The organism is Microbacterium sp. NPDC091662, assembly GCF_044756705.1.
Taxonomy (GTDB): Bacteria; Actinomycetota; Actinomycetes; order Actinomycetales; family Microbacteriaceae; genus Microbacterium.
On record NZ_JBIVTM010000001.1, the window covers coordinates 348,136 to 373,953 of the forward strand.

Consider the following 25,818-nt stretch of genomic DNA (forward strand, 5'->3'; position numbering starts at 1 on the left):
TCATGCCTCCGTGTGGGATGCTGCGGCGAAAGCGACGATCGATCGGACCATCGCCCCGGTGGGACCCTTCTCAGTGAAGCCGTAGGGGGCGCCGGCGTGTTCGCCGGATCCCGCGATGTCGAGGTGCACCCAGGGGATGCGCGGCGCGTCATCGGCGTCCGACGTGCGCCCGACGAAGCGGCGCAGGAACAGGCCCGCGTAGGAGGCACCGCCCATCCGATCGCCCATGTTCGCGTTCTGCAGATCGGCGATGGGGGACTCGAGCGACTCCTCCATGTAGTCCGGCAGAGGCATGTGCCAGGCCGGCTCGTCGACCTGCGCGGTCGCGGAGATGAACGAGGAGACGGTCTCGACATCGCCGAAGACGCCCGTGTGCCGGTGGCCGAGTGCGGCGACGATGGCGCCCGTGAGGGTGGCCACGTCGATGATGACGTCGGGACTCTCGCGACTCGCCGCCACGAGCCCGTCTGCGAGGACCAGTCGGCCCTCGGCATCGGTGTTCTGGACCTCCACCGTGGTGCCGTCGAGGATGCGGATGACGTCGCCGGGGCGCAGCGCCCGGCCCGACGGCATGTTGTCGGTGATGCAGAGCCACGCCGTCACGTGGACCGGGAGGGCGAGCGTGGCGATCGCGCGGAGCGCGGCGAGCGATGTCGCGGCACCCGCCATGTCGAACTTCATGCCGACCATCGAAGCGGCGGGCTTCAGTGACAGGCCTCCGGTGTCGAAGGTGATTCCCTTGCCGACCAGAGCGATGTGTCGCGAAGCATCGGCGGGGGAGTAGTCGAGACGAACCAGACGCGGGGGGCGGTCCGAGCCCTGCCCCACGCCGAGGATTCCGCCGAAGCCCTGCTCGGCGAGGGCCTTCTCGTCGAGGATCTCGACGGTGACGTCGAGGTCGGCGACGCTGTCGGCCGCGCTCTGTGCGAGCTGTGCGGGGCTCTGCCACTCGGCGGGAACGTTCACGAGGTCCTTGATGAGCGCGACGGCGTCGCCGACGACCTGCGCGTACTCGGCGTCCTCGTCGTCGAGCGCGGCGTGCAGCGTGATCGCGGTGGCGCGCGTCTTGCCCTTCTCCGTGCGGTATCCGTCGAACTTGTGTCCACCGAGCACCGCGCCCTCTGCCGCGGCCGGGGCGAAGGACTCGAGGCCGTCGGCGAGGGCGACTGCGACATGTTCGAAGCCGGTGAGGGTGCGCAGCGCCGTTCCGGTGGCATTGCGCACCGCGGCGGCGTCCGGCTTGTCACCGGTGCCGACGACGGCGAACGGCAGGGACGTCACCTCGGGGACGTACACGCGGGTGAAAGAGCCGGCGGAGCCGGTGAATCCGACACCGGCCAACGCGTCGGCGAGGCCGGGATAACCGGCCAGCGAATCCGCCGAATCGGGGAGAGCGGCGACGACGAGCACTGCGGCATCTGCAGCGCTTCCGGGGAACTGAGCGGTGGTGTGCGAGAGCACGGGAAGCGTCATGCTTCCATCCTAGGATCTCCGTCGCAGCATGGTCGCGCGCCGTCCCTGCGCGTGTTCGCTCTCAGCATGATGCTCCGCGCCCCGGTATCCGGACCTGCTCGTAGCATGGACACATGCCCTTCTCCGGTGAGATCCACGAACGCGTCGCGAATGCGCCGACAGTGCCGCACGGCCTGCCACTGGTGCTGCTTCTCACCGGATTCACCGACGCGGGCAGCGCGGTGTCCGGGCTGATCGATCACCTCCGGGAGACCGCTTCGCCGGAACCCATCGTGGTGTTCGAGAACGATGCTCTGCTCGACTACCGCGCCCGTCGACCGGTGATCTCGTTCGATCAGGACCATCTCACCGAGTTCAAGCCGCCGCGTCTCGACCTGTCGCTCGCGACGGATGCGCTCGGTCGTCCGTTCCTGCTTCTCGCCGGCTACGAGCCCGACTTCGCCTGGAACCTCTTCGCTAGCACCGTGCTCGCCCTGGCCGCGGAGTTCGAGGTGTCCGGTCTGCACTGGGTTCACTCCATCGCGATGCCGGTTCCGCACACGCGTCCCATCGGTACGACGGTCAGCGGCAACCGCCGTGAGCTCACCGTCGCCCATTCTGTCTGGCGTCCGCGTACCCAGGTCCCGGCGACCGCCGGTCACCTCCTCGAGTTCCGGTTCGTCGAGCGCGGCGACCGCGCCGTCGGCTTCGTGCTCCTCGTGCCGCATTACCTGGCCGAGACCGAGAACCCGGACGCGGTCATCGCGGCGGCCGAACGGCTGATGGCCTCCACCGGCCTCGTGCTGATGCTGGATGCCGTGCAGGAGCGCCGCGAGGACTACCTGGCGCGCGTGGACGAGCAGGTTGCGGGGAACGACGAACTGCAGCAGATGGTGCACAATCTCGAACGCCGATACGACGCCTACATGGCGGGACGCAACCCTGACGACGACTCGTACGACGAGGGCGGATTCAGCGAGCGCGACCTCCCCAGCGCCGATGAGCTCGCCGCCGAGCTGGAGCGTTATCTGGCCTCACGTCCGTCCGGCGACGAGGACAAGCCCGGCCGCGGTTGACACGGATCCGCGAGAACTTCGCGGGAATGCGTCCGCATCGCCACACGTGTGCGATACTAGGACTCTGACCCGTTGTCAATCAGTGTTTTCGAGCGCTGGACTTGACAAGGGTCTTACTAGTGTCCGAAATGTCCCGGGGCTACACAGCAGCTCCGTGAAAGGCGAAACGTGACTCCTGCCACGACGAAGAACACCCGGACGAAGAAGGCTGCCGAAGAGACGACCGCCGATGCTCCGGTCGAGGCCGATGCGCCCGAGAAGCCCGCGCCCCTGAGCGCGGCGAAGCGTGCTGCCGCAAAGCGCGCCCCCGTCAAGAAGAAGAAGTCCGAGGACGTCGTCGAAGAAGACGAGGCTCCCGCGGCCGCTGCTGTCGAGGACGACGAGGACGAGGACGCGAAGCCCAAGTTCACCGAGCCGCTGCCGACCGGCGCGATCGTCATCTCGTCGAACGACGACGAAGACGTTCCCGTCTACTCGACGCAGATCACCGGTGCGACGGCCGACCCCGTCAAGGACTACCTGAAGCAGATCGGAAAGGTCGCGCTCCTGAACGCGGCCGAAGAGGTCGAGCTGGCGATGCGCATCGAGGCGGGTCTGTTCGCCGAGGAGAAGCTCTCGGCGATGACCGCGGCCGAGAAGACCAGCCAGCTGGGCCTCGACCTGCAGTGGGTCGCTCGCGATGGTCAGCGTGCCAAGAGCCACTTGCTCGGCGCCAACCTGCGACTCGTCGTCTCGCTCGCCAAGCGCTACACCGGCCGTGGAATGCAGTTCCTGGACCTGATCCAGGAGGGCAACCTCGGTCTCATCCGCGCGGTCGAGAAGTTCGACTACACCAAGGGCTTCAAGTTCTCGACGTACGCCACCTGGTGGATCCGTCAGGCGATCACCCGCGCGATGGCCGACCAGGCCCGCACCATCCGTATCCCGGTGCACATGGTCGAGGTCATCAACAAGCTCGCGCGCGTGCAGCGTCAGATGCTGCAGGATCTCGGTCGCGAACCCACGCCGGAAGAGCTCAGCCGCGAGCTCGACATGACGCCGGAGAAGGTCGTCGAGGTGCAGAAGTACGGCCGCGAGCCGATCTCCCTGCACACACCGCTGGGTGAAGACGGCGACAGCGAGTTCGGCGACCTGATCGAGGACACCGAGGCCGTGGTCCCCGCCGACGCCGTGGGCTTCACCATGCTGCAGCGTCAGCTCGAGCAGCTGCTCGACTCCCTCTCCGAGCGCGAGGCCGGCGTGATCCGCATGCGCTTCGGGCTCGGCGACGGTCAGCCGAAGACGCTCGACCAGATCGGCGACACGTTCGGTGTGACGCGTGAGCGCATCCGTCAGATCGAGTCGAAGACCATGGCGAAGCTGCGCCACCCGAGCCGCTCGCAGTCCCTTCGGGACTACCTCGAATGAGCCAGGCGAACGACGGCAAGGCCCTCGAGGCGAGCGTCGACGGCAAGAGCTATGCGCGCATCCCGCTGCGGACTCGCGTGGTCATGCCCGAGGACGACCTCGACGCGATCATCACCGAGTATGCGAAGGATGCCGTGCAGCCGGGTGACCTGCTGTTCGTGACCGAGAAGATCGTGGCGATCACGCAGGGGCGGTCATACCGTCTCGACGAGATCAAGCCGCGCAAGCTCGCGCTCTTCCTCTCGAAGTACGTCACCCGCACGCCCTACGGCATCGGACTCGGCATGCCCGAGACGATGGAGATGGCGCTGCGGGAATGCGGCACTCCGCGCATCCTGTTCGCTTCTGCCGTCGCCGCGGTCACCAAGGCGTTCGGTCGTCGTGGTGACTTCTACCGCATCGCCGGCGACAAGGCGCGCGCGATCGACGGTCCGACCAAGCACACCATCCCTCCCTACAACGAGGCGGTCGTGCTCGGGCCGAAGGACCCCGACGGTGTCGCCGCACGCCTGAAGGCGCTGATCGGCGGGCAGGCTGAGGTGGCCGTGGTCGACATCAACGACCTCGGCGGCAACATCCTCGGATCGACGCTCGACAAGGACGGCGAGCGTCGTCTGGTCAGGATCCTCGGCGACAACCCGCTCGGACAGGGCTTGGAGTCCACACCGCTCGGCATCGTCCGCGCGGTCTGATCCGGTCACAACGATGATGAAGGCCCCGGATGCTCGGCATCCGGGGCCTTCATCATCGTCTCAGAAGCCGATGACCTCGCGGTAGCGGGGCTTGTGGCCCGTGCGGATGCCGGTGACGCTGGGCTTGTTCTCGTACACTCCGGCTCCCCAGTTGCCTTCGACGAGGACGGGCCCGTCCGGGGAGACGACGATGTCCCAGCCGACGTACTGCACCTGGGGCACGACGCGAGCGACCTCGTCGATGAACGCGCGGACCTCGTCCATGTAAGGGAGCTGGAAGTCGGCGATGCGGAAGCCCGAGTCCGGGTGCGTCTCGTGCACGTGGCCGTGCGAGTCGTACCCGGCGCCGACGGCGTGACCGTTCTCATCGAGCATCGTGTAGAAGCCGCCGAATGTCATCTGATCGCTCACGGCGCCGCGGCCGAACTTCTGGGCCATGGCGAGGATGTGTGCCTTCTCGCCGTCGAAGAACGCAGTGATGCGCGTCGTGTTGACGGTGCCGGGGCACACGGCCGCAAGCGCATCGTGCTGGCGGATCACCTCTTCGATCAGCAGCTCGCCGCGAGCCAGGAGCCCGCGGTGGAACTCGTCCCAGTCGGAGATGTCGGCGGCATGGTAGCGGTGCACTCCGGTGCCGGCCTGTCCCACCGGCTCCTTCGTGACGATCGTGCCGAGGCGCTGCGTGAGCTCGCGCACCGCATCCGCGTTGCCCTCGTCGACCACCATCCACTCACGGTGCAGGTGCGCGGAGAACTGCTTGTCGAACTCGACCTTGTCTTGGAAGATCCAGCGATAGCCGGGGTGGTCGTACCGTTGCGAGAGCTGGTTCGAGACCGGATGCGTCATGTAGGTCTCGCGTTCGGCCTTCGTCAGCATCGCGAAATCGTAGTCGATGTAGTCCTGGAACCCGACGTTGTGACGTGCGGCCGACCAGAGCATGTCCACGACGATGGCGGGCACGGCCTTGTGATGTTGCTCGGAGGCTTCCTTAGCGCGTTCCACCACCGATCCGACGTCGATGCGGCGGGCACGTCCCATCAGATAGCGGATGCGGGGCGCGAGGGAAAGACGAGACATGAGGCTCCAGGGTCGGGGTCCCCACCAGTCTACGGGGGCCGGGGAGGCCGACCTGGGAGCCGGAAGCTAGGGTGGAAGGCGTGTGTGAGACGACTTCCAGCTCCCTGCCGCGTGCGATGATCTCCCGCTCGGCCCTGGCTGCGGGAGCCGCGGCTGCGGTCTCCGCGGGTGGCAGCGTCGCCGATCTTCGCCGCGACGCATGGGGCCATGGGGTTCTCGCCGTCGCCCAGGTCGTCACCGCCGCAGGAGCTGAGCGAGTGCGCGTCGATGCGCAGGGTGAGGTCGACGCGTTGCAGCTCGAGGGGATCCTGGGTGTCACGACGGGCGAGCCGGATATCGATGCCGCTCTGCTCTACGGTCTTCCCGATTCGACAGGCGAACTGAGGATGCGACCGGTGATGCGGCTGACGGGCCGTGTGCTCTCCACCAAGCGTCTTCGGCCCGGAGATGCCGTCTCGTACGGCTACACGTACCGCGCATCGCGGGAGACCACCGTGGCTCTCGTGACCGGCGGGTACGCGCAGGGCATCGTGCGGGCGCTCGGCAACCATGCCGACGTGGAGATCGACGGCGCACCCCGGCCCATCGTCGGTCGGGTCGCCATGGACGTCTGCGTCGTCGACCTCGAGGGCGTCGATGTCGCGGTCGACACGGAAGTCACGTATTTCGGCGGCGAGGGCCCCGCCTCATCCGCCATCGCGCACTGGGCCGCCGTGACCGGAATGAGTTCGGCGGAACTCATCACCGTCGCCGGCGCCCATGCCGTGCGGGGGTGGGAGTCATGAGTCGCCCTGAGCTGCGGCTGAGCAGCAGCGTCTTCCGGGCGAACATCGACGCGGTGCGTGCCCGTGTCGCCCCGTCGACGTTGATGCTCGTGCTCAAGGACGACGCGTACGGCCACGGGCTCTCCTGGGCCGTCGAGACTGCGGTGGACGCGGGCGTTACCTGGTTCGGCAGCTACGACATCCGCACCGGACTCGCGGTGCGCAGGATCGCCGGCGGCGACGCCAGGATCTTCGCGTGGGTGACGTCGACGGACGCGGAGATCGACGACGCCCTGATGCAGAGACTCGACCTGGGCGTCGGCACGAGCGATTACCTGCGGCGGATCGTCGCGCGGGCGGCTGCGCTCGGCACGTCTGCACGCGTGCATCTGAAGATCGACACGGGTCTGCATCGCAACGGCATCCTGCCGGACGACTGGGCAGCTGCGGTCGCCGACGCACGCGACGCCGAGCGGGCGGGGCTCGTGGAGCTCGAAGGGGTGTGGAGCCACATCGCCGAGGCGAGCGACGCCGATGATGACGTCGCGCAAGAGGCGTTCCTCGACGCGGTTCGCGTCGTGGGGGAGACAGGGGAGACTCCGGCGGCTCTTCACCTGACCGCGTCGGCGGCGTCGTGGTGGCGGCCCGAGCTGCGAGGAACGGTCTCGCGCATCGGCGCCTTCTGCTACGGCATCAGATCCGCAGAGGGACCGGAACTCGACGGCATCCTTCCGGCGGCGAGCCTGGTCGCCTCCGTCACCGGCATCCACGGCGACGAGGTGACCATCGGCATCGGCAGTTTCGACGGACTTCCGTCGACGCTGTCCGGGAGTCGAGTGGGCACTCCGGGCGGAGCGCGTGTCATCTCGTCGGTGGGGCACACCGAGTCGACCGTCGAGGGGTGGGCCACCGCGCAGATCGGAGACGAGGTCGTGGTGTTCGGTGCCGGGACGCAGGGCGAGACATCCGCGACGACCCTGGCTGAGCGCATCGACACCGTGGGAGAAGAGATTCTCACCCGGCTCACGCCGCGCGTGCGGAGGGTCGTCGCCGATTGACGGACACCCGCTGACGGGGATCGAGTTGCCGATGCCGACTGACCGAAGTCAGCCGGCAGGGGATCAGGACTCGATCAGACCGTCTCGACGAGGCGGGCCGTCTCGTCGTGCCAGCTGGTGGCGATGCTGCGGAGCTTCTCTTCGTACTTGCGGCCATGGTGGGCGCAGAACAGGAGCTCGGATCCGTTGACCTCAGCGGCGATGTACGCCTGAGCGCCGCATGAATCACAACGATCCATGGCGGTCAGGCGGAACTCGACGGTGGAGGTGTCACGTTCGGTCGTTGCGTTCATCTCGGTGCCTCCTCGGGTGTCGGCTTCGCTGGGGGATTTGGTCAATACAACCACGCTCCACCTGTGCGCATGCCCGGTTTGCGGCGTGTTTCGCTCAGCGCGTACGCAGCACACATCGAGTGGCCTCCCGCGGGGAGTGTCTGCGGAGCCGGAAGGGGTGGCGAGATTAGACTCGGAGATTGTGAATGCCGAGTACTCCGCCCATCATCTCCAGGTGCTTGAAGGCCTCGAGGCCGTCCGCAAGCGCCCAGGGATGTACATCGGGTCGAACGGGTCGCCCGGGCTCATGCACTGCCTCTGGGAGATCATCGACAACTCCGTCGACGAGGCCGTCGCCGGCAACGGCACGAAGATCGACATCATCCTGCACGCCGACGGCAGTGTCGAGGTCCACGACCGCGGCCGCGGCATTCCGGTGGATGTCGAACCGCGCACCGGGTTGACCGGTGTCGAGGTGGTCTACACGAAGCTGCACGCCGGCGGGAAGTTCGGCGGCGGGTCGTACGCGGCCTCCGGCGGTCTGCACGGTGTCGGCGCCTCCGTGGTGAACGCGCTGTCCGAGCGTCTCGACGTCGAGGTCGACCGCGGCGGCAAGACCTACGCGATGTCGTTCCATCGCGGCGAACCCGGCGTCTTCGCGGACTCCGGCGAGAAGCGTCCGGACGCACCGTTCACGCCGTTCCAGGAGAACAGTGAGCTGCGCGTCATCGGCAAGGCACCCCGCGGTGTGACCGGAACGCGGGTGCGCTACTGGGCGGATCGCCAGATCTTCACCAAGGACGCGGCCTTCCAGCTCTCCGAGCTCGAGACCCGCGCCCGGCAGACGGCATTCCTCGTGCCGGGTCTCGAGATCGAGGTCGCCGACAAGCGGACGAATCGTCCGGACGCTCCCGAGCTCGGCTCCGAGGATGCGGATGCCTCCGGGACGGTGACGTCGTACCTCTACGAGGGCGGCATCTCCGAGTTCGTCGACTACCTCGCGATCGACCCGCCGGTGACCGACAACTGGCGTATCCAGGGGGAGGGGACCTTCAAGGAGACCGTTCCGGTCCTGCAGGCCGATGGGCATATGGTCGCCACCGAGGTCGAGCGCGTGTGCGCCGTCGACATCGCGCTGCGATGGGGCACGGGTTACGACACGCGGGTGCGCTCCTTCGTCAACATCATCGCGACGCCCAAGGGCGGCACGCATCAGCAGGGGTTCGAGCAGGAACTCCTCAAGGTGCTGCGAACCCAGGTCGAGCAGAACGCCCGCCGCCTCAAAGTCGGCAACGACAAGCTGGAGAAAGACGATGTCCTCGCCGGACTGACGGCTGTCCTCACGGTGAACGTGCCCGAGCCGCAGTTCGAAGGGCAGACCAAGGAGATCCTCGGTACCCCGGCCGTCCGGCAGATCGTGGCCCAGGTGATCCGCAAGGACCTCGCGCAGCGCTTCAGCTCGACCAAGCGCGACGACAAGAACCAGGCATCGCAGCTGCTCGACAAGATCGTCTCCGAGATGAAGGCGCGCGTGTCGGCACGTGCGCACAAGGAGACCCAGCGTCGGAAGAACGCGCTGGAGTCGTCGACCTTGCCCACGAAGCTCGTCGATTGCCGCACGAACGAGGTCGAACGCAGTGAGCTCTTCATCGTCGAGGGTGACTCGGCGCTCGGCACCGCCAAGAACGCGCGCAACAGCGAGTTCCAGGCGCTGCTGCCGATTCGAGGGAAGATCCTCAATGTGCAGAAGGCGTCGGTCGGCGACATGCTGTCGAACACCGAGTGCGCGTCGATCATCCAGGTGATCGGTGCCGGGTCCGGTCGGACGTTCGACATCGACGCGGCTCGCTACGGCAAGATCATCCTGATGAGCGACGCCGACGTCGACGGCGCCCACATCCGCACCCTCCTGCTCACCCTCTTCTTCCGCTACATGCGCCCGCTGATCGAGCACGGCCGGGTGTTCGCCGCCGTTCCGCCGCTGCACCGGATCATCGTGATGAACCCGGGTTCGAAGCCGAACGAGACGATCTACACCTACAGCGAGCAGGAGATGCACACGCTGCTGGCGAAGCTGCGCAAGGCGGGCAAGCGCTGGCACGAGCCGATCCAGCGCTACAAGGGCTTGGGCGAGATGGACGCCGAACAGCTGGCGAACACCACGATGGACCGTTCTGGGCGTCTGCTGCGTCGCGTGCGCATGGAGGATGCGGAGGCCGCCGGGCGTGTGTTCGAGCTCCTGATGGGCAACGAGGTCGCCCCGCGCCGGGAGTTCATCATCGACTCCTCCGACCGGCTGTCGCGCGAGTCGATCGACGCCTGAGGTCCGGAGACACCGAAGAAGCCGGCACGGGTCATCCCGGGCCGGCTTCTTCGCTGCAGGCGGTCGTGCTGCCTGCGGGGCACTCAGACGAGGGTGCGGCCGATGCTGCCGATCACGCCTTCGACGGGCTGTCCGGAGGCATCGCGACGTGCGCCGGCGTCGGGAAGCTTGCGCACGGCACCGGTCGGGTCGACCGCCAGCGGCGGCTGCGGTCCGACCCACGCGACCGTGAGGCGATCCTCACCCTTCAGGAACGCGTGCGCGCGAACGCCGCCTGTGGCGCGGCCCTTGGCCGGGTACTCGGTGAATGACGAGATCTTGGCGCGTCCCGGCTCCGTGCCGGGAAGTGCGCTGTCGCCTCCGGAGACCGTGGCGACGATCGACTCGGCGGCGGGGTCGACCACACCGAAGAACAACACGGATGCTCCAGAGCCGAGCTTGACGCCGGCCATGCCGCCCGCCGGCGCTCCCTGGGGGCGCACTGCGGAGGCGGAGAAGTGCAGCAGCTGTGCGTCGGTCGTCACGAACACCAGCTCGGCGTCGTCCGGGGCTTCGGCCGCACCCACGACGGTGTCGCCCTGCTTCATGCCGATGACCTCGAGATCGGGGCGCACGGGAAGTGCGGACGGAACGATGCGCTTGACCGTGCCCTGGGCTGTGCCGAGCGCGATCGGAGTGTCGCTGTCGAACCGCACGAAGCTGAGCACGCGCTCACCCTTCGTCGTGATGCCGAGGTAGTCGCGCAGCGGCGTACCTGCCGCGAGCTGCACCGAGGTGGCGGGCACGGACGGCAGGTCGACGGGGGAGAAGCGGACGACGCGACCGAGGTTCGTGAGTGCTCCGAGCTCGGCCCTGACCGTGGTCTCGACGGTGGTCAGGATCGCGTCGTGCTTGCTGCGGCGCGCCGGGACGGTGAGCTCCTGTCCTTCGCCGAGATCGACACGGACTGTGCGGCCCGTGGTCGAGAGGACGAGCACCGTGGGTGCGTCGGCGATCTGCAGGTCGACTGCGCCCTTGGTCGCGCGGGGTTTGGGGGGAGCGGCATTCATCAGCAGCGTGCGCCGTGGGGTGCCATAGGCGTCGGCTGCGGCGTCGAGCTCTTTGGCGACCGCGGCGCGAAGCAGCACAGGGCTCCCCAGAAGCTCGCGCAGGGCGGCGATCTCGGCCAGCAAGGCGTCTCGTTCGGTCTCGAGCTCGATCCGGGAGAACTTCGTCAGGCGGCGCAGGCGCAGCTCGAGGATGTACTCCGCCTGGAGCTCGCTGAGATCGAAGACCGAACGCAGCCGTGTGCGGGCCTGCTCCGAGTCGTCGGACGAGCGGATGACCTGGATGACCTCGTCGATGTCGAGGATCGCGATGAGCAGACCCTCGACGAGGTGGAGGCGTTCTTCGCGCCGCTTCAGGCGGTAGCGGCTGCGCCGGGTGATGACCTCGAGGCGGTGGCCCACGTAGACGCTCAGCATCTCCTTGAGCCCGAGCGTGCGGGGCTGGCCCTCGACCAGGGCGACGTTGTTGATGCTGAAAGAGTCCTCCAACGGCGTCAGGCGGTAGAGCTGCTCGAGAACTGCGTTCGGGTCGAAGCCGGTCTTGATGCCGATCGCGACACGCAGCCCGTGGTTGCGGTCTGTGAGGTCGGTGACATCGCTGATGCCCTGCAGCTTCTTGGACTGCACCGCGTCACGGATCTTCTCGAGCAGACGTTCGGGACCGACCATATACGGCAGCTCGGAGACGATGATTCCGGTGCGTCGGGGTCCGAGCGGCTCGATCGAGGTCTTGCCGCGGACTTTGAGCGCCCCGCGCCCGTTCGTGTAGGCGTCCTTGACACCGTCCAGCCCCATCAGGATCCCACCCGAGGGGAAATCGGGACCCGGGACGAACTCCATCAGGTCCTCGGTCGTCGCATCCGGGTTTTCGAGCAGGTGCGTGGCGGCCGCGACGACTTCGATGAGGTTGTGTGGTGCCATGTTGGTCGCCATACCGACCGCGATGCCGCTTGCGCCGTTGACCAGGAGATTCGGGAAGGCGGCCGGGAGGACGGCGGGCTGCTGGAACTGACCGTCGTAGTTCGGGATGAAGTCGACGACATCCTCGTCGAGGTTCTCGGTGAGCGCGAGAGCGGCCGCTGCGAGCCGCGCCTCCGTGTATCGAGCTGCGGCCGGACCGTCGTCGAGGGATCCGAAGTTTCCGTGCCCGTCGACCAGGGGGACGCGCAGCGCCCACTCCTGCGCGAGGCGCACCAGCGCGTCGTAGATCGCGGAGTCGCCATGGGGGTGGAGCTTTCCCATGACCTCGCCGACCACGCGGGCGCTCTTGACGTGACCGCGGTCGGGACGAAGGCCCATCTCGGCCATCTGGTAGAGGATGCGGCGTTGTACCGGCTTCAGACCATCACGCGCGTCGGGGAGGGCGCGGGAGTAGATCACCGAGTAGGCGTACTCGAGGAACGAGCCCTGCATCTCGGTGGAGAGGTCGATGTCCTGGATGCGCTCCTCGACGGGCTCGGGCGGCGGAGTTTTCGGCATGGACTTCCTGAGGGCATACGGGAGCCTGTGTCAGACTGGCTCGGATGTCCTTCATGCTACCGTCCGCGTCGCCGAGTGCCCGGAGTGTCGTCGGGGTGGCGGACGACCTGTTCTCCGCTCTCCGCGGCGAATCCGCGCTGCTGCCGCCTGCCGATTCGGTCGTGCTCGTCGTGGTCGACGGGCTCGGCGCGATCAGTCTGCGAGGACACGCCGGGCATGCGCGTGCGCTGACGACGGGAATGGCGAAGAAGGATGTCGCGTACTCGGTCTTCCCCTCGACCACTGCGGCAGCATTGACCAGCATCGTCACCGGCGTCTGGCCGGGGGAGCACGGACTCGTCGGCTACCGGGTGCTCGATCCGGCCCGCGACGTGCTCGTCAACCAGCTCAGCGGGTGGGAGACCGATGGAATCGATCCCCTCACCTGGCAGGCGGCGCCCACGATCTTCGAGCGCGCCGGCCGTCGCGGACATGAGAGCTTCGCGGTCGGGTACGCCGGATACGCGCACAGCGGTTTCACCAAGGCCACGCTCCGCGGTGCCGAGTTCGTCGCGGCCACCACAGCGGAGTCGCGCATCGAAGCCGCCTACGAGCTCGCGCATTCCCACCCGGGATCGCTCGTCTACTGCTATCTCCCGGAGGTCGATAAGGCCGGCCACAAGTACGGCATCGCCTCATCGGAATGGGTCGCTGCGCTGGAAGACGTCGATGCCGCCCTGTCCACACGCGTGCCCCCGGGCGTGGGGGTCGTGGTCACCTCGGATCATGGGATGGTCGACGTGGCGCCGAGCCGACAGGTGGTGCTGGACGAGACCCATCTCGAAGGCATCCGGCACGTCGGCGGCGAGCCGCGGATGCTGCACGCCTACCTGGAGCCCGATGCGGATGCCGTCGCGGTGACGGCACGCTGGCGCGCCGATCTCGAAGGGGTCGCCGACGTCGTCACCCGGGAGGAGGCGGTGCGCGCAGGACTCTTCGGGCCGACGGTCACGGCACCAGCGGCGTCTCGGATCGGTGACGTGCTCGCGATCGCGCGGGCGTCGTGGGCCGTCTACGACGGCACGGCCGCGGATCAGCGCGGACGCGGGATGGTCGGCCAGCACGGCGCCCTGACGGCGGAGGAGCGCCAGGTTCCCGTCGTCAGGCTCGGCGCGTTCTCGCGCTGACGTCCTCGATCACGAAGCGCTCGCTCCGGCCGCTGTCACCCCGACGAGTCGTGGGACGGGCGGCCTCACTCGTCGGTGCGGGCGCCGAAGACGATCTCGTCCCAGGAGGGCATGGCGTTCCGGCGTCGCCTCCGACCGGTGGACTCGCCGGAATCCGAGGCAGACGACTGTGGCGCCGGCTGCGGCGTCTCCGGCTCATCGTCGGGCTGCTCCAGAACCTCGAACAGCGAGATCGGACTCGGGTCGGGGCGGTCCGCGTCGTCGGGTTCCTCCAGTAACGGGGCGGTCTCTCGCTGGCCGCGACGCCGCCGGAGCGCCTCCAGAAGGTCGGCGGTCTCCGGGCTCGTCGTCTGCGCGGCCGGGGCACGCTTGATCGCCGCATCCTGTGCGGCGGCGTTGGAGCGCTCAGGAAGGGACGGGTCCTCGATCTCCGCATCCGGAGCGGGCACCAGGCGGGGGCCGAATGCGCCGGAGTCGAAGCGGCTCTCGTCTTTGTACGGAGAGGTGACGCGGTCGGCATCCACGGCACGCAGTCGGGGGATGAGCCCCTCCGGCAGGGAGCCCTGGCGAGACAGCTGCGTGGCGTCGGCGTTGAGCGGCGACAGGGCGCTGCGGCGAGGGTCGAAACTCCAACGGGCATCGTGCTCTACGTCGTTGGCGGTGAACTCGAGCTTGATGGTCCAGCCGGAGTCCTCCTTCCAGCTCGCCCAGCGTTCCGATGTGGCCTCGACCTCGGCGAGCTTGGCACGCACGGCGACGCCGAAGGTCGGCTGCGCATCGGGCTCGACCTCGCTGCCGATGAGGACGGGAACCGCGAGTGCCTGACCGATGACGTGCTCGCGCTCGGCGAGCACCGGACCTTCGAAACGAGCCACGTCGTCGACGCTGATACCGAGCAGCTCGGCGACCTCGGGTGCAGTGAGGCCGGCGCGGATCTGCGCCTGGATGTCTCGCGGGCTCGCGGCGAGCTTCTGAGCGGTCGGCTCGCTCTGCCGAGTGGCGCGGCGGATCTCGCGCTGCAGCATGTCGTCGATGGGCAGCGCGAACCGCTCGCCCGACTCGGTCGCGAGTACCAGGACTCCTGCTTCTGTGCCGACGATGGTGACGTTTTCCATGCGAATGCCCCTCTGATGGGTGTCCGTTCATGGTGTCACGCGTGGGGCGTCCGGGCCGGGAATACCCTGGGCGTGCCGTGAGTTTCCTCTGTCGCACGGACGAGCATTTGCGTTATGTCGTCTGGTCGTGCAAACTATGGCCGCCGAATACCCGACGGCGCACCACCCACTCGCACCATGAAAGTGGAGATCTACCGCATGGCAACCGATTACGACGCCCCCCGAAAGAGCGAAGACGACTCCGAGTCGATCGAAGCCCTGAAGGAGCGTGTGCCGGACAAGCTTTCCGGCTCAAGCGGGGACGAAGACTCCGACAACCCGTCGAGCTTCGACCTTCCGGGTGCCGACCTCTCCGACCTCGAGCTCGACGTCGTCGTGCTGCCCGCGCAGCAGGACGAGTTCACGTGCATGAGCTGCTTCCTCGTGAAGCACCGTTCACAGCTCGATCACGAGGGCGCATCCGGGCCCATCTGCAAGGAGTGCGCTGCGTAAGCACCTCTCCGAGCGACGTATCACGCGCCCCCGACCACTCCGGTCCGGGGCGCGCTGTCGTCCGCGGGGTGCTTCTCGGGTCTGCGTCGGCGCACTCGGTCTGCGTCGGCGCACTCGTTCTGCGTCAGCGCTGGGAAGCGCGGATCGCCGCCGCCAATCGATCGGGCGTTCGTGTCGAGATGGTCCAGGTGTCGACCGGGTCGTCCTGGTCGAGGTTCGGGACCACGACGATGCCGTCGATGCCGCCGCGGATCAGGTGCCATCCGCGAGCCGGGAGCCCAGGACCGCGAGCCTGTCGGGCGTCGTCACCGATCAGGGCGACGGGCTCGCCGAGGTGCGATGTGTCGATGTGCGCACGACCGGCGTTCAGCACGGAACCGACGACGGAGACGACCGGGGTGGCCGCGATGAAGCCCAGCACCAGGAGGGCCGATACGGCGGCGCCGAGGACCAGTGCCACGGTCGAGCCGATCGGCACGAAGACGAGTGACACCATGGGGCCGGCGACCGCGACGGTCACGAGCAGCCAGAGGCTCGGCGAGAGTCTCTCGCGGTAGCGGGGACGTGCGTCTGTGGCGGGGTTCTGCATTAGCCTCATGGGGTGACCGATTCCGTTGATGTCCCCATTATCGCTGCAGTGGTGCCCGGGTATGCGCATCCGGGTGATGCCGGTGCCGATCTGGTGGCGGCGGAAGCCGTGCGCCTCGAGCCGGGCGAGCGCGCACTGGTGCCGACGGGCGTCAGCATCGCGTTGCCCGACGGGTATGCCGCTTTCGTGGTTCCGCGCAGCGGGCTGGCGGCGAAGCATGGAATCTCGATCGTGAACTCACCGGGCACTGTGGATGCCGGCTATCGCGGCGAGATCAAGGTGAGCCTGATCAACACCGATACCAAGAGCGCGTACGATGTGGCGGTCGGCGATCGTATCGCGCAGCTGATCATCATGCCGGTCACGCGCGCCACGTTCATCCCGGTCGACGAGTTGCCGGACAGCGTCCGCGGTGCCGGTGGATTCGGTTCCACCGGATATCAGGCAGCGACCCACCAGAACGAAGCAGGACAGGCTCATGACTGACAACAACGAGACCCCTTCGAAGTCGGCACCGCTGAATCGTGCCACCGACGGTCCCTTCGATGACTCCGAAGCGAACCCGGTCCGCCCGTACATCGACCTCGGCGGTATCAAGATCCTGCCGCGCGAGGGCCTGAACCTGCGGCTCGAGGTCGAGGAGCAGTCGAAGCGCATCGTGGCGGTCGGTCTCGACTACGCGGACTCCTCCCTGCAGGTGCAGCCCTTCGCCGCACCGCGCACCGGAGGGCTGTGGGACGAGACCCGCGTGCAGCTCCGCGACCAGGTCAAGGCGCAGGGCGGCCGCGTGGAAGAGCGCGAAGGCCCGCTGGGCAAGGAGCTTCTCGCCGAGGTCCCCGCCACGGCGGCGGAGGGATCCGGCCTGCGTCTCGCGCGCTTCATCGGCATCGACGGCCCGCGCTGGTTCCTCCGCGGCGTGATCGGCGGCGCCGGCGCCTCGGACCCCGAAGCGGCGGAGAAGGTCGAAGACCTCTTCCGCTCGATCGTGGTCGTCCGCGGCGGGTCTCCGATGCCGCCGCGCGACCTGATCCCGCTCAAGATGCCGGCGACCCCCGGTTCCGCGTGAGCGCTCCCGAACCCGACTCCGAACGCGACAAGAGTGCCTCCGAGATCCTCGGGGAGGCGCTCGGCGGCGTCGCGCGTCGTGCCGGGCTCGACCCGTCGGAGAGCTCGGCCACCCACAAGGTCGTGTGGACCGCCATGGGTGGGTGGCGGGGCATCCTCGAGTCGGTGCTTCCCAGCCTCGCGTTCGTCATCATCTTCACGATCCGCCCCGAACCGCTGATCCTGTCGCTCGGAATCTCGGTCGGGCTCGCGGCGGTCTTTACGATCGTCCGTCTCGTGCAGAAATCGCCGCCCTCTGCGGCTCTGGGGGGTCTCATTGCCGCGGTCGCGGCTGCGGCGCTGGCGCTGTGGACAGGCCGCGGTGCCGATAACTTCGTCCCAGGCCTGATCACGAACGCGGTCTACGGTTCGGTCATCCTGGTGTCGGCCCTGATCGGCTGGTCGTTGATCGGTCTCGCGGTCGGATTCCTGATGGGGGAGGGCACGAGCTGGCGCACTGATCGCCGCAAGCGACGTGCCTACTTCTGGCTGGGGATCGCCTGGGCCGCGCTGTTCTTCACCCGGCTGGCTGTGCAGCTGCCGCTGTATCTGGCCGGTGACGTCACGGCTCTGGGCACACTCAAGCTGATCATGGGTCTGCCGTTGTTCGCGCCGCTCATCGCGGTCACCTGGCTGGTGGTCCGCGCACTTCACCCGCGCGAGCCCGCGCGCGAGGACGCCCCCGAGGCGTGATAGATTTATCTTGACATCAAGATAAATCGCAGGCTTTCGCCGGTGAGCTGTGCGGAGCAGACTGGTTAGGTCCGCCTTGCTAGCCGCAGGGGCTCGCTGGCGAGCAAGATGGAGGCGCCTGTCGCTCCCATCCGAATAGAAGGAGACGGATTCGTGTCCACGGTGAACAGCTTCGGTGCCAAGAGCACCCTGACAGTCGGCAGCACCGACTACGAGATCTTCCGCATCGACACGGTGCCCGGTTTCGAGAAGCTCCCCTTCAGTCTCAAGGTCCTCCTGGAGAACCTGCTTCGCACCGAGGACGGCGCGAATGTGACGAAGGCGCAGATCGAGGCTCTGGGTTCGTGGGATGCCGCGGCCGAGCCGAACACCGAGATCCAGTTCACGCCGGCCCGTGTGGTCATGCAGGACTTCACCGGTGTGCCCTGCATCGTCGACCTCGCCACCATGCGCGAGGCGGTGACGGCGCTCGGTGGAGATGCGAACAAGATCAACCCGCTCTCACCGGCAGAGATGGTCATCGACCACTCCGTCATCGCCGACCTGTTCGGCTCGGAGAACGCCCTCGAGCGCAACGTCGAGATCGAGTACGAGCGCAACGGCGAGCGCTACCAGTTCCTGCGCTGGGGCCAGACGGCCTTCAGCGACTTCAAGGTCGTCCCGCCCGGGACCGGCATCGTGCACCAGGTGAACATCGAGCACCTGGCCAAGGTCATCTACGACCGCGACGTTGACGGCGTGCTCCGCGCCTACCCCGACACCTGCGTGGGCACCGACTCGCACACCACCATGGTCAACGGCCTCGGCGTGCTGGGCTGGGGTGTCGGCGGGATCGAGGCCGAGGCCGCCATGCTCGGTCAGCCCGTGTCGATGCTCATCCCGCGCGTCGTGGGCTTCAAGCTCTCCGGCGAGATCCCCGCCGGCGTCACCGCGACCGACGTGGTGCTCACGATCACCGACCTGCTGCGCAAGCACGGAGTGGTCGGCAAGTTCGTCGAGTTCTACGGCGAGGGTGTCGCATCGGTGCCGCTGGCCAACCGCGCGACCATCGGGAACATGTCGCCGGAGTTCGGTTCCACGGCCGCGATCTTCCCGATCGACGACGTGACGCTCGACTACCTGCGCCTCACCGGCCGCAGCGAAGAGGCCGTCGCCCTTGTCGAGTCGTACGCCAAGGAGCAGAAGCTCTGGCACGATGCCGCGCACGAGCCCACCTTCAGCGAGTACCTCGAGCTCGACCTCGGCACCGTCGTGCCGTCGATCGCCGGCCCGAAGCGCCCGCAGGACCGCATCCTCCTCTCCGAGGCGAAGTCGCAGTTCGAGCAGGACATCCTGAGCTACGCGACGGCATCGACCTCGGACTCGATCGTCGATCTCGAGTCGAAGCACTCGTTCCCGGCATCCGACCCCGGTCAGACGCCCGGCGATGAGGAGCCCACCACGCGTCCGGTGCACATCAACAGCGGCGCACCGGCGAACGCCTCGAAGCCCGTGCCGGTCACGACGCCGTCGGGGGAGAAGTACATCCTCGACAACGGCGCCGTCACGCTCGCGGCCATCACCTCGTGCACTAACACGTCGAACCCCTCGGTGATGATCGCCGCCGGTCTCGTCGCACGCAAGGCGCTCGAGAAGGGCCTGAAGCAGAAGCCGTGGGTCAAGACCACGCTCGGCCCGGGTTCGAAGGTCGTCACCGACTACTACGAGAAGTCCGGTCTCGACAAGGATCTCGAAGGCCTCGGCTTCTACACCGTCGGCTACGGCTGCACCATCTGCATCGGCAACTCGGGTCCGCTCATCGAAGAGGTCTCCGAGGCGATCAACTCGCACGACCTCGCGGTCACGGCCGTCCTCTCGGGCAACCGAAACTTCGAGGGACGCATCAGCCCCGATGTGAAGATGAACTACCTCGCCAGCCCGCCGCTGGTCATCGCCTACGCGCTGGCCGGGTCGATGCACTTCGACTTCGAGAACGACGCTCTGGGCAAGGGCACCGACGGCGAAGACGTCTTCCTGAAGGACATCTGGCCGACCCCGGCCGAGGTGCAGGAACTCGTCGACTCCTCGATCTCGCGCGAGCAGTTCATCAAGCAGTACGCGACCGTCTTCGACGGCGACGAGCGCTGGCGCAGCCTCCCCACTCCGGACGACGCGATCTTCCAGTGGGACGAGCACTCCACCTACGTCCGCAAGGCGCCGTACTTCGACGGCATGACGATGGAGCTCACCCCGGTGAAGGACATCGAGGGTGCGCGTGTCATGGCCACGCTCGGCGACTCGGTCACCACCGACCACATCTCGCCCGCCGGAAACATCAAGGCCGGCACGCCTGCGGCTCAGTACCTCACCGAGCACGGCGTCGACCGCAAGGACTTCAACTCCTTCGGCTCGCGTCGCGGCAACCACGAAGTCATGATCCGCGGCACCTTCGCGAACATCCGTCTGAAGAACGCGATGGTCGCGGCGGTCAACGACGGACAGGTCGTCGAGGGTGGCTTCACGCGCGACTTCACGCAGCCCGGTGGCCCGCAGTCGTACATCTACGACGCGAGCATGAACTACCAGGAGCAGGGCACGCCCCTCGTCATCTTCGGTGGCAAGGAGTACGGCTCGGGTTCGTCGCGTGACTGGGCGGCCAAGGGCACGAGCCTGCTGGGCGTCAAGGCGGTCATCACCGAGAGCTTCGAGCGCATCCACCGCTCGAACCTGATCGGCATGGGCGTCGTCCCGCTGCAGTTCCCCGCCGGCGAGAGCTGGGAATCGCTGGGCCTCGACGGCACCGAGATCGTCTCGATCTCTGGCCTGGAGGAGCTCAACAACGGTGTGACGCCGAAGACGGTCAAGGTCACGGCCACCCCGAGCGAGAACTCGCCCGAGGGCAAGCAGCCGGTGGAGTTCGACGCGGTCGTCCGCATCGACACCCCCGGTGAAGCCGACTACTACCGCAACGGCGGCATCCTGCAGTACGTGCTGCGTTCGCTGGTCTGATCGCACGGACGAAGGGGCTCGGATCCACGGATCCGGGCCCCTTCATCGTGCCACCCCTTCATGTCAAGGGGTGCCGATTCACCGTGGTCTCCGAGCCCGGCGGGGTAGGATCGAGGGGCGCTCGCACCGTCGTCGGGCGCTTCTGACGGAGCCTGTGAGGAGGTGCAGATGCCCATTCTTCCGAGCATCTCTGGACCCCGTGATCTCGACGCACTCTCGACCGATCAACTGACCGAGCTCGCCGCGGAGATCCGCGCGTTCCTGGTCGAGAACGTGTCCAGGACGGGCGGCCACCTCGGCCCCAACCTGGGCGTCGTCGAGCTGACGATCGCGCTGCACAAGGTGTTCTCCTCCCCGGACGACCCCTTCATCTTCGACACCGGGCACCAGTCCTATGTGCATAAGCTCCTCACCGGGCGCCAGGACTTCTCGGCGCTGCGCGTGCGCGGCGGTCTCGCCGGGTACCCGCAGCGGGGCGAGAGCGCCCATGATGTGGTGGAGTCCTCCCACGCCTCCAGCTCGCTCAGCTGGGCCGACGGCATCTCGCGAGCGTTGACGGCCACTGGTCGCGCGGACCGGCATGTGGTCGCCGTCGTCGGCGACGGCGCTCTGACCGGCGGTATGACGTGGGAGGCGTTGAACAACATCTCCGACGACAACGATCGCAACCTGGTCATCGTCGTCAACGACAACGGACGCTCCTACGCGCCGACGATCGGCGGCATGTCGAGGTACCTCAACCGCGTGCGCACGGCAGCGGCCTACAAGGACCTCCACCAGCGGTCGGATCGCCTGTTCCGCGCCTTCGGCCCGGTGGGACGTGCAGTGTTCCGTGGCGTCCGTGGAGGCACGCACGGCTTCCTCTCACGGTTCACGAACAACGAGGCACTGTACTCCAACCTCGACATCAAGTACCTCGGTCCGGTCGACGGCCACGATCTTCCCGCGCTCCTCGAGACGCTGGAGCTGGCGAAGTCGTACGGTGCTCCTGTCATCGTCCACACCATCACAGAGAAGGGGCGTGGCTACCAGCCGGCCCGCGACGACGAAGCCGACCAGTTCCACGCCGTGGGCAAGATCGATCCGACGACCGGCGAGACGCTGTCGTCCGGCGGGCGCGGCTGGACGGATGTGTTCTCCGATGCACTGGTCTCCGTGGGCGAGCAGCGCAGCGACGTCATCGCCATGACGGCCGCCATGCTGCGACCGACCGGGCTCGCACCGTTCGCCGAGCGCTTCCCTGATCGGGTCTACGACGTGGGCATCGCCGAGCAGCACGCGGTGGCGTCCGCCGCCGGACTCGCCTACGGGGGGCTGCACCCGGTGGTCGCGCTCTATGCGACCTTCATGGGTCGCGCTTTCGACCAGGTGCTGATGGATGTGGCCCTGCACCGTGCCGGCGTGACCTTCGTCCTCGATCGGGCCGGCGTCACGGGCCCCGACGGCCCCAGCCACCACGGCATGTGGGACCTGGCGATGCTGCAGATCGTCCCGCACATCCGCATCGCCGCGCCTCGTGACGGCGCGCGGCTGACCGAGGCTCTCCGTGAGGCCGTCGATGTCGAAGACGCGCCCACGGTCATCCGCTTCCCGAAGGGCGAGGTCGCCCCTGATCTCCCGGCGATCGAACGCCTGGGCGACGGCGTCGACGTGCTCGCCCGCGGCGAATCCGAAGACGTGCTCATCGTCGCCATCGGCCCGTTCGCCGAGCTCGCGCTCGATGTCGCCGACCGCCTTCGGGCGCAGGGCATCGGCGCGACGGTCATCGATCCGCGCTGGGCGATCCCGGTGCAGCCGTCGATCGTGGAACTCGCCGCGCATCATCGCCTCGTGATCACGCTCGAAGACGGCATCCGCGTCGGAGGAATCGGCACCCGCGTGCGTCAGGTCCTCCGCGAGGCGGGCATCGACACCGCGGTGGACGAGCTGGGCCTTCCCGACGAGTTCATCGACCACGCATCGCGCGACCAGATCCTCGCCGACGCGGGCCTGACCGCTCCGAAGATCGCCCAGGACATCGTGTCGCAGGTGCTCGGGACGCGCATTCCGAAGGCGCGCCACGCGGGGGAGACCGGGACCATCGATCTTCCGCTGCACGAACGGCACTGACGCGCGGTCCGACCCTTGGGGGCATCGTGCGCCGGACGTCAGTTCAGGGCGTGCAGTGCGGCGACCGCCTGCGCTCCGCGATCGACGTCGCGGAGTGCCGTCGACAGCAGGTAGCCGTCGGTGAGTGCGTCACCGGTGACCATCACGCGCACGAGCTCGACACCGCAGGCCCGACGGACCTCATCGGCGCTGGCTGCGATCACTCGGGTGTTGATCTCGTCGTTGTGCGGAAGCTCGGCCCCCTCGAGCCCGCGGATCACATCTCGCAGCGCCGCTCCCACGATGTTCGAGGCACGTTCCTTGACGTTCACGACGTCGAGCTCGAACACCCGCAGGTCGCTTCCCGTGGGTATGGGGCGCCATTCGAACGAGGCGTGCACACGGTGCTGGTGTCCGCTGGCGCCGCTCATCTCGCGCGCGGGCAGATCGGTCGCACGGCAACGGACGTCGATGAGCTTGTACCAGTAGAACAGCGGGAACGCTCCGTGCGAGCCCGGGTCCAGGACGACGACCTCCCCGACCGCACCTCCCCGGTTTCTCGGTCGACGCTGCGGACGGTTGCGGATGATCGGCTTGCCGTTGCGCGTCCGGATCGCCGCCCACCCCTCATCGACGGTGACGATGAAGAGTTTGAGCAGGGCGGGGAGGACCAGGAGCGTGGTGAGGATCGCCGTTCCGGTCTTCAACAGACCCGACATCCCCTTACCGCCCAGCATCGTGAAGAGCATGTCCATGTCACCACTGTGCAGGGTCGCCGCGTGCGGGATCGCCTTCCTGACGGGTCGTGCGGGGGAGTTCATGCGCTGTTCCGCGCACGTTACCCGTGACGCCGTGCGCTGGATACGCCCGGGTCAGGATTCGCCGCAGCGGGTCAGGCGAGGTCGGCGAGGGTGCGGGTGACGACGTCGTCGACCGCCGCAAGGCAGCGTGCGCGATCGGCCTCAACGAGTCCGACACGGGTGCGTCGGTCGAGGACGTCGTCGACGGTCATCGCGCCCTCCGTGCGGACGGCGAACTCGACCTCGGCGGCGGTCAACCCCGTCGCATCATCCAACAACTCGTCCGAGGAGGGAACCGTTCGATCGACGAGCCGCAACGACGCCGTGCGGCTCGGTGTCGCCGGCAATCCGCGCGTCCCCGCTGCGAGGTCCACGGCATCTTCTGCCATGCGGCGGTAGGTGGTCAGCTTTCCCCCGAGCACCGTGACGAACCCCGTCTCGGATGCCGTCACCAGATGGCGGCGCGAGACATCGGCGGTCGAATCCGTGCCGCTGTCGACCAGCGGACGCAGGCCGGCGAAGGCGCCGCGCACCCTCTCTCGACCCAACGGTGCGCCGAACACGCGATTGAGGCTTCTCAACAGGAAGTCGATCTCGGGGTCGGTCGGCTGCGCGACACGGGGCACGACGCCCGGAGCGTCTTCGTCGGTGAGGCCGACGATCACCCGACCGTAGGCCTGCGGCAGTGCGAACACGTAGCGACTGATCGACCCCTCGTGAGGGATGGTGAGCGCTGTCGACGGTGCGCCCAGGTCGGCGGCGTCGAGGACGATGTGCGTTCCTCTGCTCGGGCGCACCCGGATCGTCTGGTCGAGCGTTCCCGCCCAGACGCCGGTCGCATTGATGACGGCACGGGCTCTGATCTCGAACCGCTCACCGGTCGTCGTCTCCTCGACGGATGCGCCGTCTCCCCGCAACGCGACCGCGCGCACTCGGGTGAGGATGCCGGCGCCGAGAGATGCCGCCGTGCGGGCGACGGTCGCCACGAGCCGCGCATCGTCGACCAACTGGCCGTCGAAGGACAGCATTCCGCCCCGGAGGCCGTGAGGATCGAGTGCAGGCACCAGGCGGGAGGCGGAGCGCGCGGACACCAGAGCGGGGGCGGGAAGTGTCGAACGAGTGGTGTGTGCACGCATGCGGAGCAGGTCTCCCAGCACCATCCCGACGGCGCCCGCAGTGCGCTGGCGGAGCGTGACGCCATGGGAGAAGGGCAGGAGCTGCCCGAGCGGGCGGATCAGATGCGGGGCGATCGTCGTCATCAGGAGATGCCGCTCGTGTGCGCTCTCTCTCGCGGTCGCGATGTCACCGGTCGCCAGGTAGCGCAGGCCGCCGTGCACGAGCTTCGAGCTGAACCGGCTGGTGCCGAAGGCGAGGTCCTCGGCTTCGATCAGCGTCACGCGGAGCCCACGGGAGGCGGCGTCCAGGGCGACTCCCACACCCGTGATCCCCCCTCCGACGACGAGCACGTCGACTGTCTCGTCGGCTGCGCGTGCGAGTTCGATCCTCCGTCGCGCGACGTTGAGCGCGGATGACTCCCGGGTCATGGGCGGAGCAGTCCGTCGAGCGCGGCTCGCAGTTCGCGCTCCCACGCGCTCTCCGAGATGAGGTCGGCCACGGTGCCGTGGGAGAGGACCGCGGACTGCGCGATCAGCAGCAGCATGACGGCGATCTCCTCGGGCGCGCCCCGTCTGACCGATCCGTCCGTCTGCGCGGCGCCGATGGCGGTGGCGAGCCAGCGCAGGATCAGACGCTGGCTCGATCCCACGCGCTGCAGGGTGTACCGGGTGAACGCCTCGGGTTCGTCGGCGAGCAGTCGGGCGTAGAGCGAGTCGTTCCGGAAGAGCATGGTGAAACGGAGCACGTCGTCGACGAGGGCGGTTCGGGTGCGCGCATCCGCGGGGAAGGTGCTCAGGATGCCGTCGACGCGGCGCAGCAGCGCGGCGCGGACGACATCGTCCGCATCGCTCCAGTTGCGATAGATCGTGGGGCGGCTGAGATCGGCACGGCGGGCGAGCTCGGCGATCGTGACACCGTGGATGCCGCGACGCTCGATCAGCGCGTCGGCGGCGTCTAGGATCCTCGTCTGCGTGGTGTCCCACAGAGGTTGACGTTCTTCCATGATGTGTCACACTGTAAC

At 67.8% G+C, this 25,818-nt stretch carries 22 protein-coding genes; 13 read left to right on the top strand and 9 right to left on the bottom strand.

The annotated features are described in order from the left end of the window. Entirely contained in the window at positions 1-1,473 is a 1,473-nt protein-coding gene (locus ACIQLD_RS01720) for a leucyl aminopeptidase (protein WP_402604308.1), read from the bottom strand. 113 nt (positions 1,474-1,586) lie between these two features. Here ACIQLD_RS01720 and ACIQLD_RS01725 point away from each other — a divergent pair, with 113 nt between their 5' ends. From ACIQLD_RS01725 to ACIQLD_RS01735, 3 genes are all read left to right on the top strand, one after another. Continuing rightward, positions 1,587-2,528: a proteasome assembly chaperone family protein gene (locus ACIQLD_RS01725; RefSeq protein WP_402604310.1), complete on the top strand. Its 942-nt coding sequence runs from the start codon at positions 1,587-1,589 to the stop codon at positions 2,526-2,528. 168 nt (positions 2,529-2,696) lie between these two features. Continuing rightward, complete coding sequence (locus ACIQLD_RS01730; RefSeq protein ID WP_017830477.1) at positions 2,697-3,935, top strand: RNA polymerase sigma factor; 1,239 nt, start codon at positions 2,697-2,699, stop codon at positions 3,933-3,935. Beyond that, positions 3,932-4,627 carry a coenzyme F420-0:L-glutamate ligase gene (locus ACIQLD_RS01735; RefSeq protein ID WP_402604313.1) on the top strand — a complete coding sequence of 232 codons (696 nt, stop codon included), beginning with the start codon at positions 3,932-3,934 and terminating at the stop codon, positions 4,625-4,627. Before ACIQLD_RS01730 ends, ACIQLD_RS01735 begins: the two co-directional genes overlap by 4 nt. A gap of 60 nt (positions 4,628-4,687) precedes the next feature. Here ACIQLD_RS01735 and ACIQLD_RS01740 read toward each other — a convergent pair whose 3' ends face one another. Further along, the gene (locus ACIQLD_RS01740; protein WP_402604315.1) at positions 4,688-5,704 is read right to left on the bottom strand and encodes a sugar-transfer associated ATP-grasp domain-containing protein; all 1,017 of its coding nucleotides are present in this window, start codon (positions 5,702-5,704) and stop codon (positions 4,688-4,690) included. A gap of 80 nt (positions 5,705-5,784) precedes the next feature. On the opposite strand from ACIQLD_RS01740, the gene ACIQLD_RS01745 reads away from it, so the two are divergent. Together ACIQLD_RS01745 and ACIQLD_RS01750 are read left to right on the top strand one after the other, a co-directional pair. After that, the gene (locus ACIQLD_RS01745) at positions 5,785-6,489 is read left to right on the top strand and encodes an alanine racemase (RefSeq protein ID WP_402604317.1); all 705 of its coding nucleotides are present in this window, start codon (positions 5,785-5,787) and stop codon (positions 6,487-6,489) included. Continuing rightward, positions 6,486-7,526 (top strand): alanine racemase, encoded by a 1,041-nt coding sequence (locus tag ACIQLD_RS01750; RefSeq protein WP_402604319.1) that lies wholly within the window; start codon positions 6,486-6,488, stop codon positions 7,524-7,526. The genes ACIQLD_RS01745 and ACIQLD_RS01750 overlap by 4 nt, the downstream gene beginning before the upstream one ends. A gap of 74 nt (positions 7,527-7,600) precedes the next feature. On the opposite strand, the gene ACIQLD_RS01755 is transcribed toward ACIQLD_RS01750, so the two are convergent. Next, the gene (locus ACIQLD_RS01755; protein WP_021200689.1) at positions 7,601-7,819 is read right to left on the bottom strand and encodes a hypothetical protein; all 219 of its coding nucleotides are present in this window, start codon (positions 7,817-7,819) and stop codon (positions 7,601-7,603) included. Positions 7,820-8,000: 181 nt separating this feature from the next. On the opposite strand from ACIQLD_RS01755, the gene ACIQLD_RS01760 reads away from it, so the two are divergent. After that, positions 8,001-10,121 carry a type IIA DNA topoisomerase subunit B gene (locus ACIQLD_RS01760; protein WP_402604321.1) on the top strand — a complete coding sequence of 707 codons (2,121 nt, stop codon included), beginning with the start codon at positions 8,001-8,003 and terminating at the stop codon, positions 10,119-10,121. A gap of 83 nt (positions 10,122-10,204) precedes the next feature. Here the strand turns inward: ACIQLD_RS01760 and ACIQLD_RS01765 are convergent, their stop codons facing one another. Beyond that, a complete protein-coding gene (locus ACIQLD_RS01765; RefSeq protein WP_402604323.1) occupies positions 10,205-12,646 on the bottom strand; it encodes a DNA topoisomerase (ATP-hydrolyzing) subunit A in 2,442 nt (813 codons plus the stop codon). A 44-nt stretch (positions 12,647-12,690) separates the two neighbouring features. On the opposite strand from ACIQLD_RS01765, the gene ACIQLD_RS01770 reads away from it, so the two are divergent. Next, positions 12,691-13,812, top strand: coding sequence for an alkaline phosphatase family protein (locus tag ACIQLD_RS01770; RefSeq protein WP_402604326.1), 1,122 nt, complete (start codon positions 12,691-12,693; stop codon positions 13,810-13,812). 65 nt (positions 13,813-13,877) lie between these two features. Here ACIQLD_RS01770 and sepH read toward each other — a convergent pair whose 3' ends face one another. Further along, on the bottom strand, positions 13,878-14,927 hold the full coding sequence (gene sepH, locus ACIQLD_RS01775) for a septation protein SepH (protein ID WP_402604328.1): 1,050 nt from the start codon (positions 14,925-14,927) through the stop codon (positions 13,878-13,880). Between the two features lie 198 nt (positions 14,928-15,125). Between sepH and ACIQLD_RS01780 the strand changes: the two genes are divergently transcribed. Beyond that, a complete protein-coding gene (locus ACIQLD_RS01780; protein WP_029259298.1) occupies positions 15,126-15,419 on the top strand; it encodes a DUF4193 domain-containing protein in 294 nt (97 codons plus the stop codon). A gap of 124 nt (positions 15,420-15,543) precedes the next feature. On the opposite strand, the gene ACIQLD_RS01785 is transcribed toward ACIQLD_RS01780, so the two are convergent. Beyond that, positions 15,544-16,008: a DUF3093 domain-containing protein gene (locus tag ACIQLD_RS01785; RefSeq protein WP_402604330.1), complete on the bottom strand. Its 465-nt coding sequence runs from the start codon at positions 16,006-16,008 to the stop codon at positions 15,544-15,546. Between the two features lie 12 nt (positions 16,009-16,020). Between ACIQLD_RS01785 and dut the strand changes: the two genes are divergently transcribed. The 5 genes from dut to dxs all read left to right on the top strand — a co-directional run bounded on the left by dut (position 16,021) and on the right by dxs (position 22,902). Next, positions 16,021-16,494 carry a dUTP diphosphatase gene (dut, locus tag ACIQLD_RS01790; protein WP_402604332.1) on the top strand — a complete coding sequence of 158 codons (474 nt, stop codon included), beginning with the start codon at positions 16,021-16,023 and terminating at the stop codon, positions 16,492-16,494. Then, positions 16,487-17,074, top strand: coding sequence for a DUF3710 domain-containing protein (locus ACIQLD_RS01795; RefSeq protein ID WP_021200682.1), 588 nt, complete (start codon positions 16,487-16,489; stop codon positions 17,072-17,074). The genes dut and ACIQLD_RS01795 overlap by 8 nt, the downstream gene beginning before the upstream one ends. Then, positions 17,071-17,805 carry a DUF3159 domain-containing protein gene (locus ACIQLD_RS01800; protein ID WP_402604335.1) on the top strand — a complete coding sequence of 245 codons (735 nt, stop codon included), beginning with the start codon at positions 17,071-17,073 and terminating at the stop codon, positions 17,803-17,805. The genes ACIQLD_RS01795 and ACIQLD_RS01800 overlap by 4 nt, the downstream gene beginning before the upstream one ends. A 153-nt stretch (positions 17,806-17,958) precedes the next feature. Further along, the gene (locus ACIQLD_RS01805) at positions 17,959-20,793 is read left to right on the top strand and encodes an aconitate hydratase (RefSeq protein WP_402604338.1); all 2,835 of its coding nucleotides are present in this window, start codon (positions 17,959-17,961) and stop codon (positions 20,791-20,793) included. A gap of 168 nt (positions 20,794-20,961) precedes the next feature. After that, positions 20,962-22,902, top strand: coding sequence for a 1-deoxy-D-xylulose-5-phosphate synthase (gene dxs / locus ACIQLD_RS01810; RefSeq protein ID WP_402604340.1), 1,941 nt, complete (start codon positions 20,962-20,964; stop codon positions 22,900-22,902). 38 nt (positions 22,903-22,940) lie between these two features. On the opposite strand, the gene ACIQLD_RS01815 is transcribed toward dxs, so the two are convergent. The 3 genes from ACIQLD_RS01815 to ACIQLD_RS01825 all read right to left on the bottom strand — a co-directional run bounded on the left by ACIQLD_RS01815 (position 22,941) and on the right by ACIQLD_RS01825 (position 25,800). Beyond that, entirely contained in the window at positions 22,941-23,702 is a 762-nt protein-coding gene (locus ACIQLD_RS01815) for an SPFH domain-containing protein (protein ID WP_402604343.1), read from the bottom strand. Positions 23,703-23,773: 71 nt separating this feature from the next. After that, positions 23,774-25,225, bottom strand: a complete 1,452-nt coding sequence (locus ACIQLD_RS01820; RefSeq protein ID WP_402604345.1) for a glycerol-3-phosphate dehydrogenase/oxidase — start codon at positions 25,223-25,225, stop codon at positions 23,774-23,776. Beyond that, complete coding sequence (locus tag ACIQLD_RS01825) at positions 25,222-25,800, bottom strand: TetR/AcrR family transcriptional regulator (RefSeq protein WP_402604348.1); 579 nt, start codon at positions 25,798-25,800, stop codon at positions 25,222-25,224. The genes ACIQLD_RS01820 and ACIQLD_RS01825 overlap by 4 nt, the downstream gene beginning before the upstream one ends. Positions 25,801-25,818 lie beyond the last annotated feature (18 nt).

Bases quoted from the DNA above. Each gene is read 5' to 3' on its own strand.
- ACIQLD_RS01820 (WP_402604345.1), bottom strand. From the start codon at position 25,225: ATGACCCGGGAGTCATCCGCGCTCAACGTCGCGCGACGGAGGATCGAA.
- ACIQLD_RS01780 (WP_029259298.1), top strand. From the start codon at position 15,126: ATGGCAACCGATTACGACGCCCCCCGAAAGAGCGAAGACGACTCCGAG.
- ACIQLD_RS01720 (WP_402604308.1), bottom strand. From the start codon at position 1,473: ATGACGCTTCCCGTGCTCTCGCACACCACCGCTCAGTTCCCCGGAAGC.
- ACIQLD_RS01770 (WP_402604326.1), top strand. From the start codon at position 12,691: ATGTCCTTCATGCTACCGTCCGCGTCGCCGAGTGCCCGGAGTGTCGTC.
- ACIQLD_RS01765 (WP_402604323.1), bottom strand. From the start codon at position 12,646: ATGCCGAAAACTCCGCCGCCCGAGCCCGTCGAGGAGCGCATCCAGGAC.
- ACIQLD_RS01795 (WP_021200682.1), top strand. From the start codon at position 16,487: ATGACTGACAACAACGAGACCCCTTCGAAGTCGGCACCGCTGAATCGT.
- ACIQLD_RS01725 (WP_402604310.1), top strand. From the start codon at position 1,587: ATGCCCTTCTCCGGTGAGATCCACGAACGCGTCGCGAATGCGCCGACA.
- dxs (WP_402604340.1), top strand. From the start codon at position 20,962: ATGCCCATTCTTCCGAGCATCTCTGGACCCCGTGATCTCGACGCACTC.
- ACIQLD_RS01750 (WP_402604319.1), top strand. From the start codon at position 6,486: ATGAGTCGCCCTGAGCTGCGGCTGAGCAGCAGCGTCTTCCGGGCGAAC.
- ACIQLD_RS01785 (WP_402604330.1), bottom strand. From the start codon at position 16,008: ATGCAGAACCCCGCCACAGACGCACGTCCCCGCTACCGCGAGAGACTC.
- ACIQLD_RS01740 (WP_402604315.1), bottom strand. From the start codon at position 5,704: ATGTCTCGTCTTTCCCTCGCGCCCCGCATCCGCTATCTGATGGGACGT.
- sepH (WP_402604328.1), bottom strand. From the start codon at position 14,927: ATGGAAAACGTCACCATCGTCGGCACAGAAGCAGGAGTCCTGGTACTC.
- ACIQLD_RS01735 (WP_402604313.1), top strand. From the start codon at position 3,932: ATGAGCCAGGCGAACGACGGCAAGGCCCTCGAGGCGAGCGTCGACGGC.
- ACIQLD_RS01815 (WP_402604343.1), bottom strand. From the start codon at position 23,702: ATGAACTCCCCCGCACGACCCGTCAGGAAGGCGATCCCGCACGCGGCG.
- ACIQLD_RS01825 (WP_402604348.1), bottom strand. From the start codon at position 25,800: ATGGAAGAACGTCAACCTCTGTGGGACACCACGCAGACGAGGATCCTA.
- ACIQLD_RS01755 (WP_021200689.1), bottom strand. From the start codon at position 7,819: ATGAACGCAACGACCGAACGTGACACCTCCACCGTCGAGTTCCGCCTG.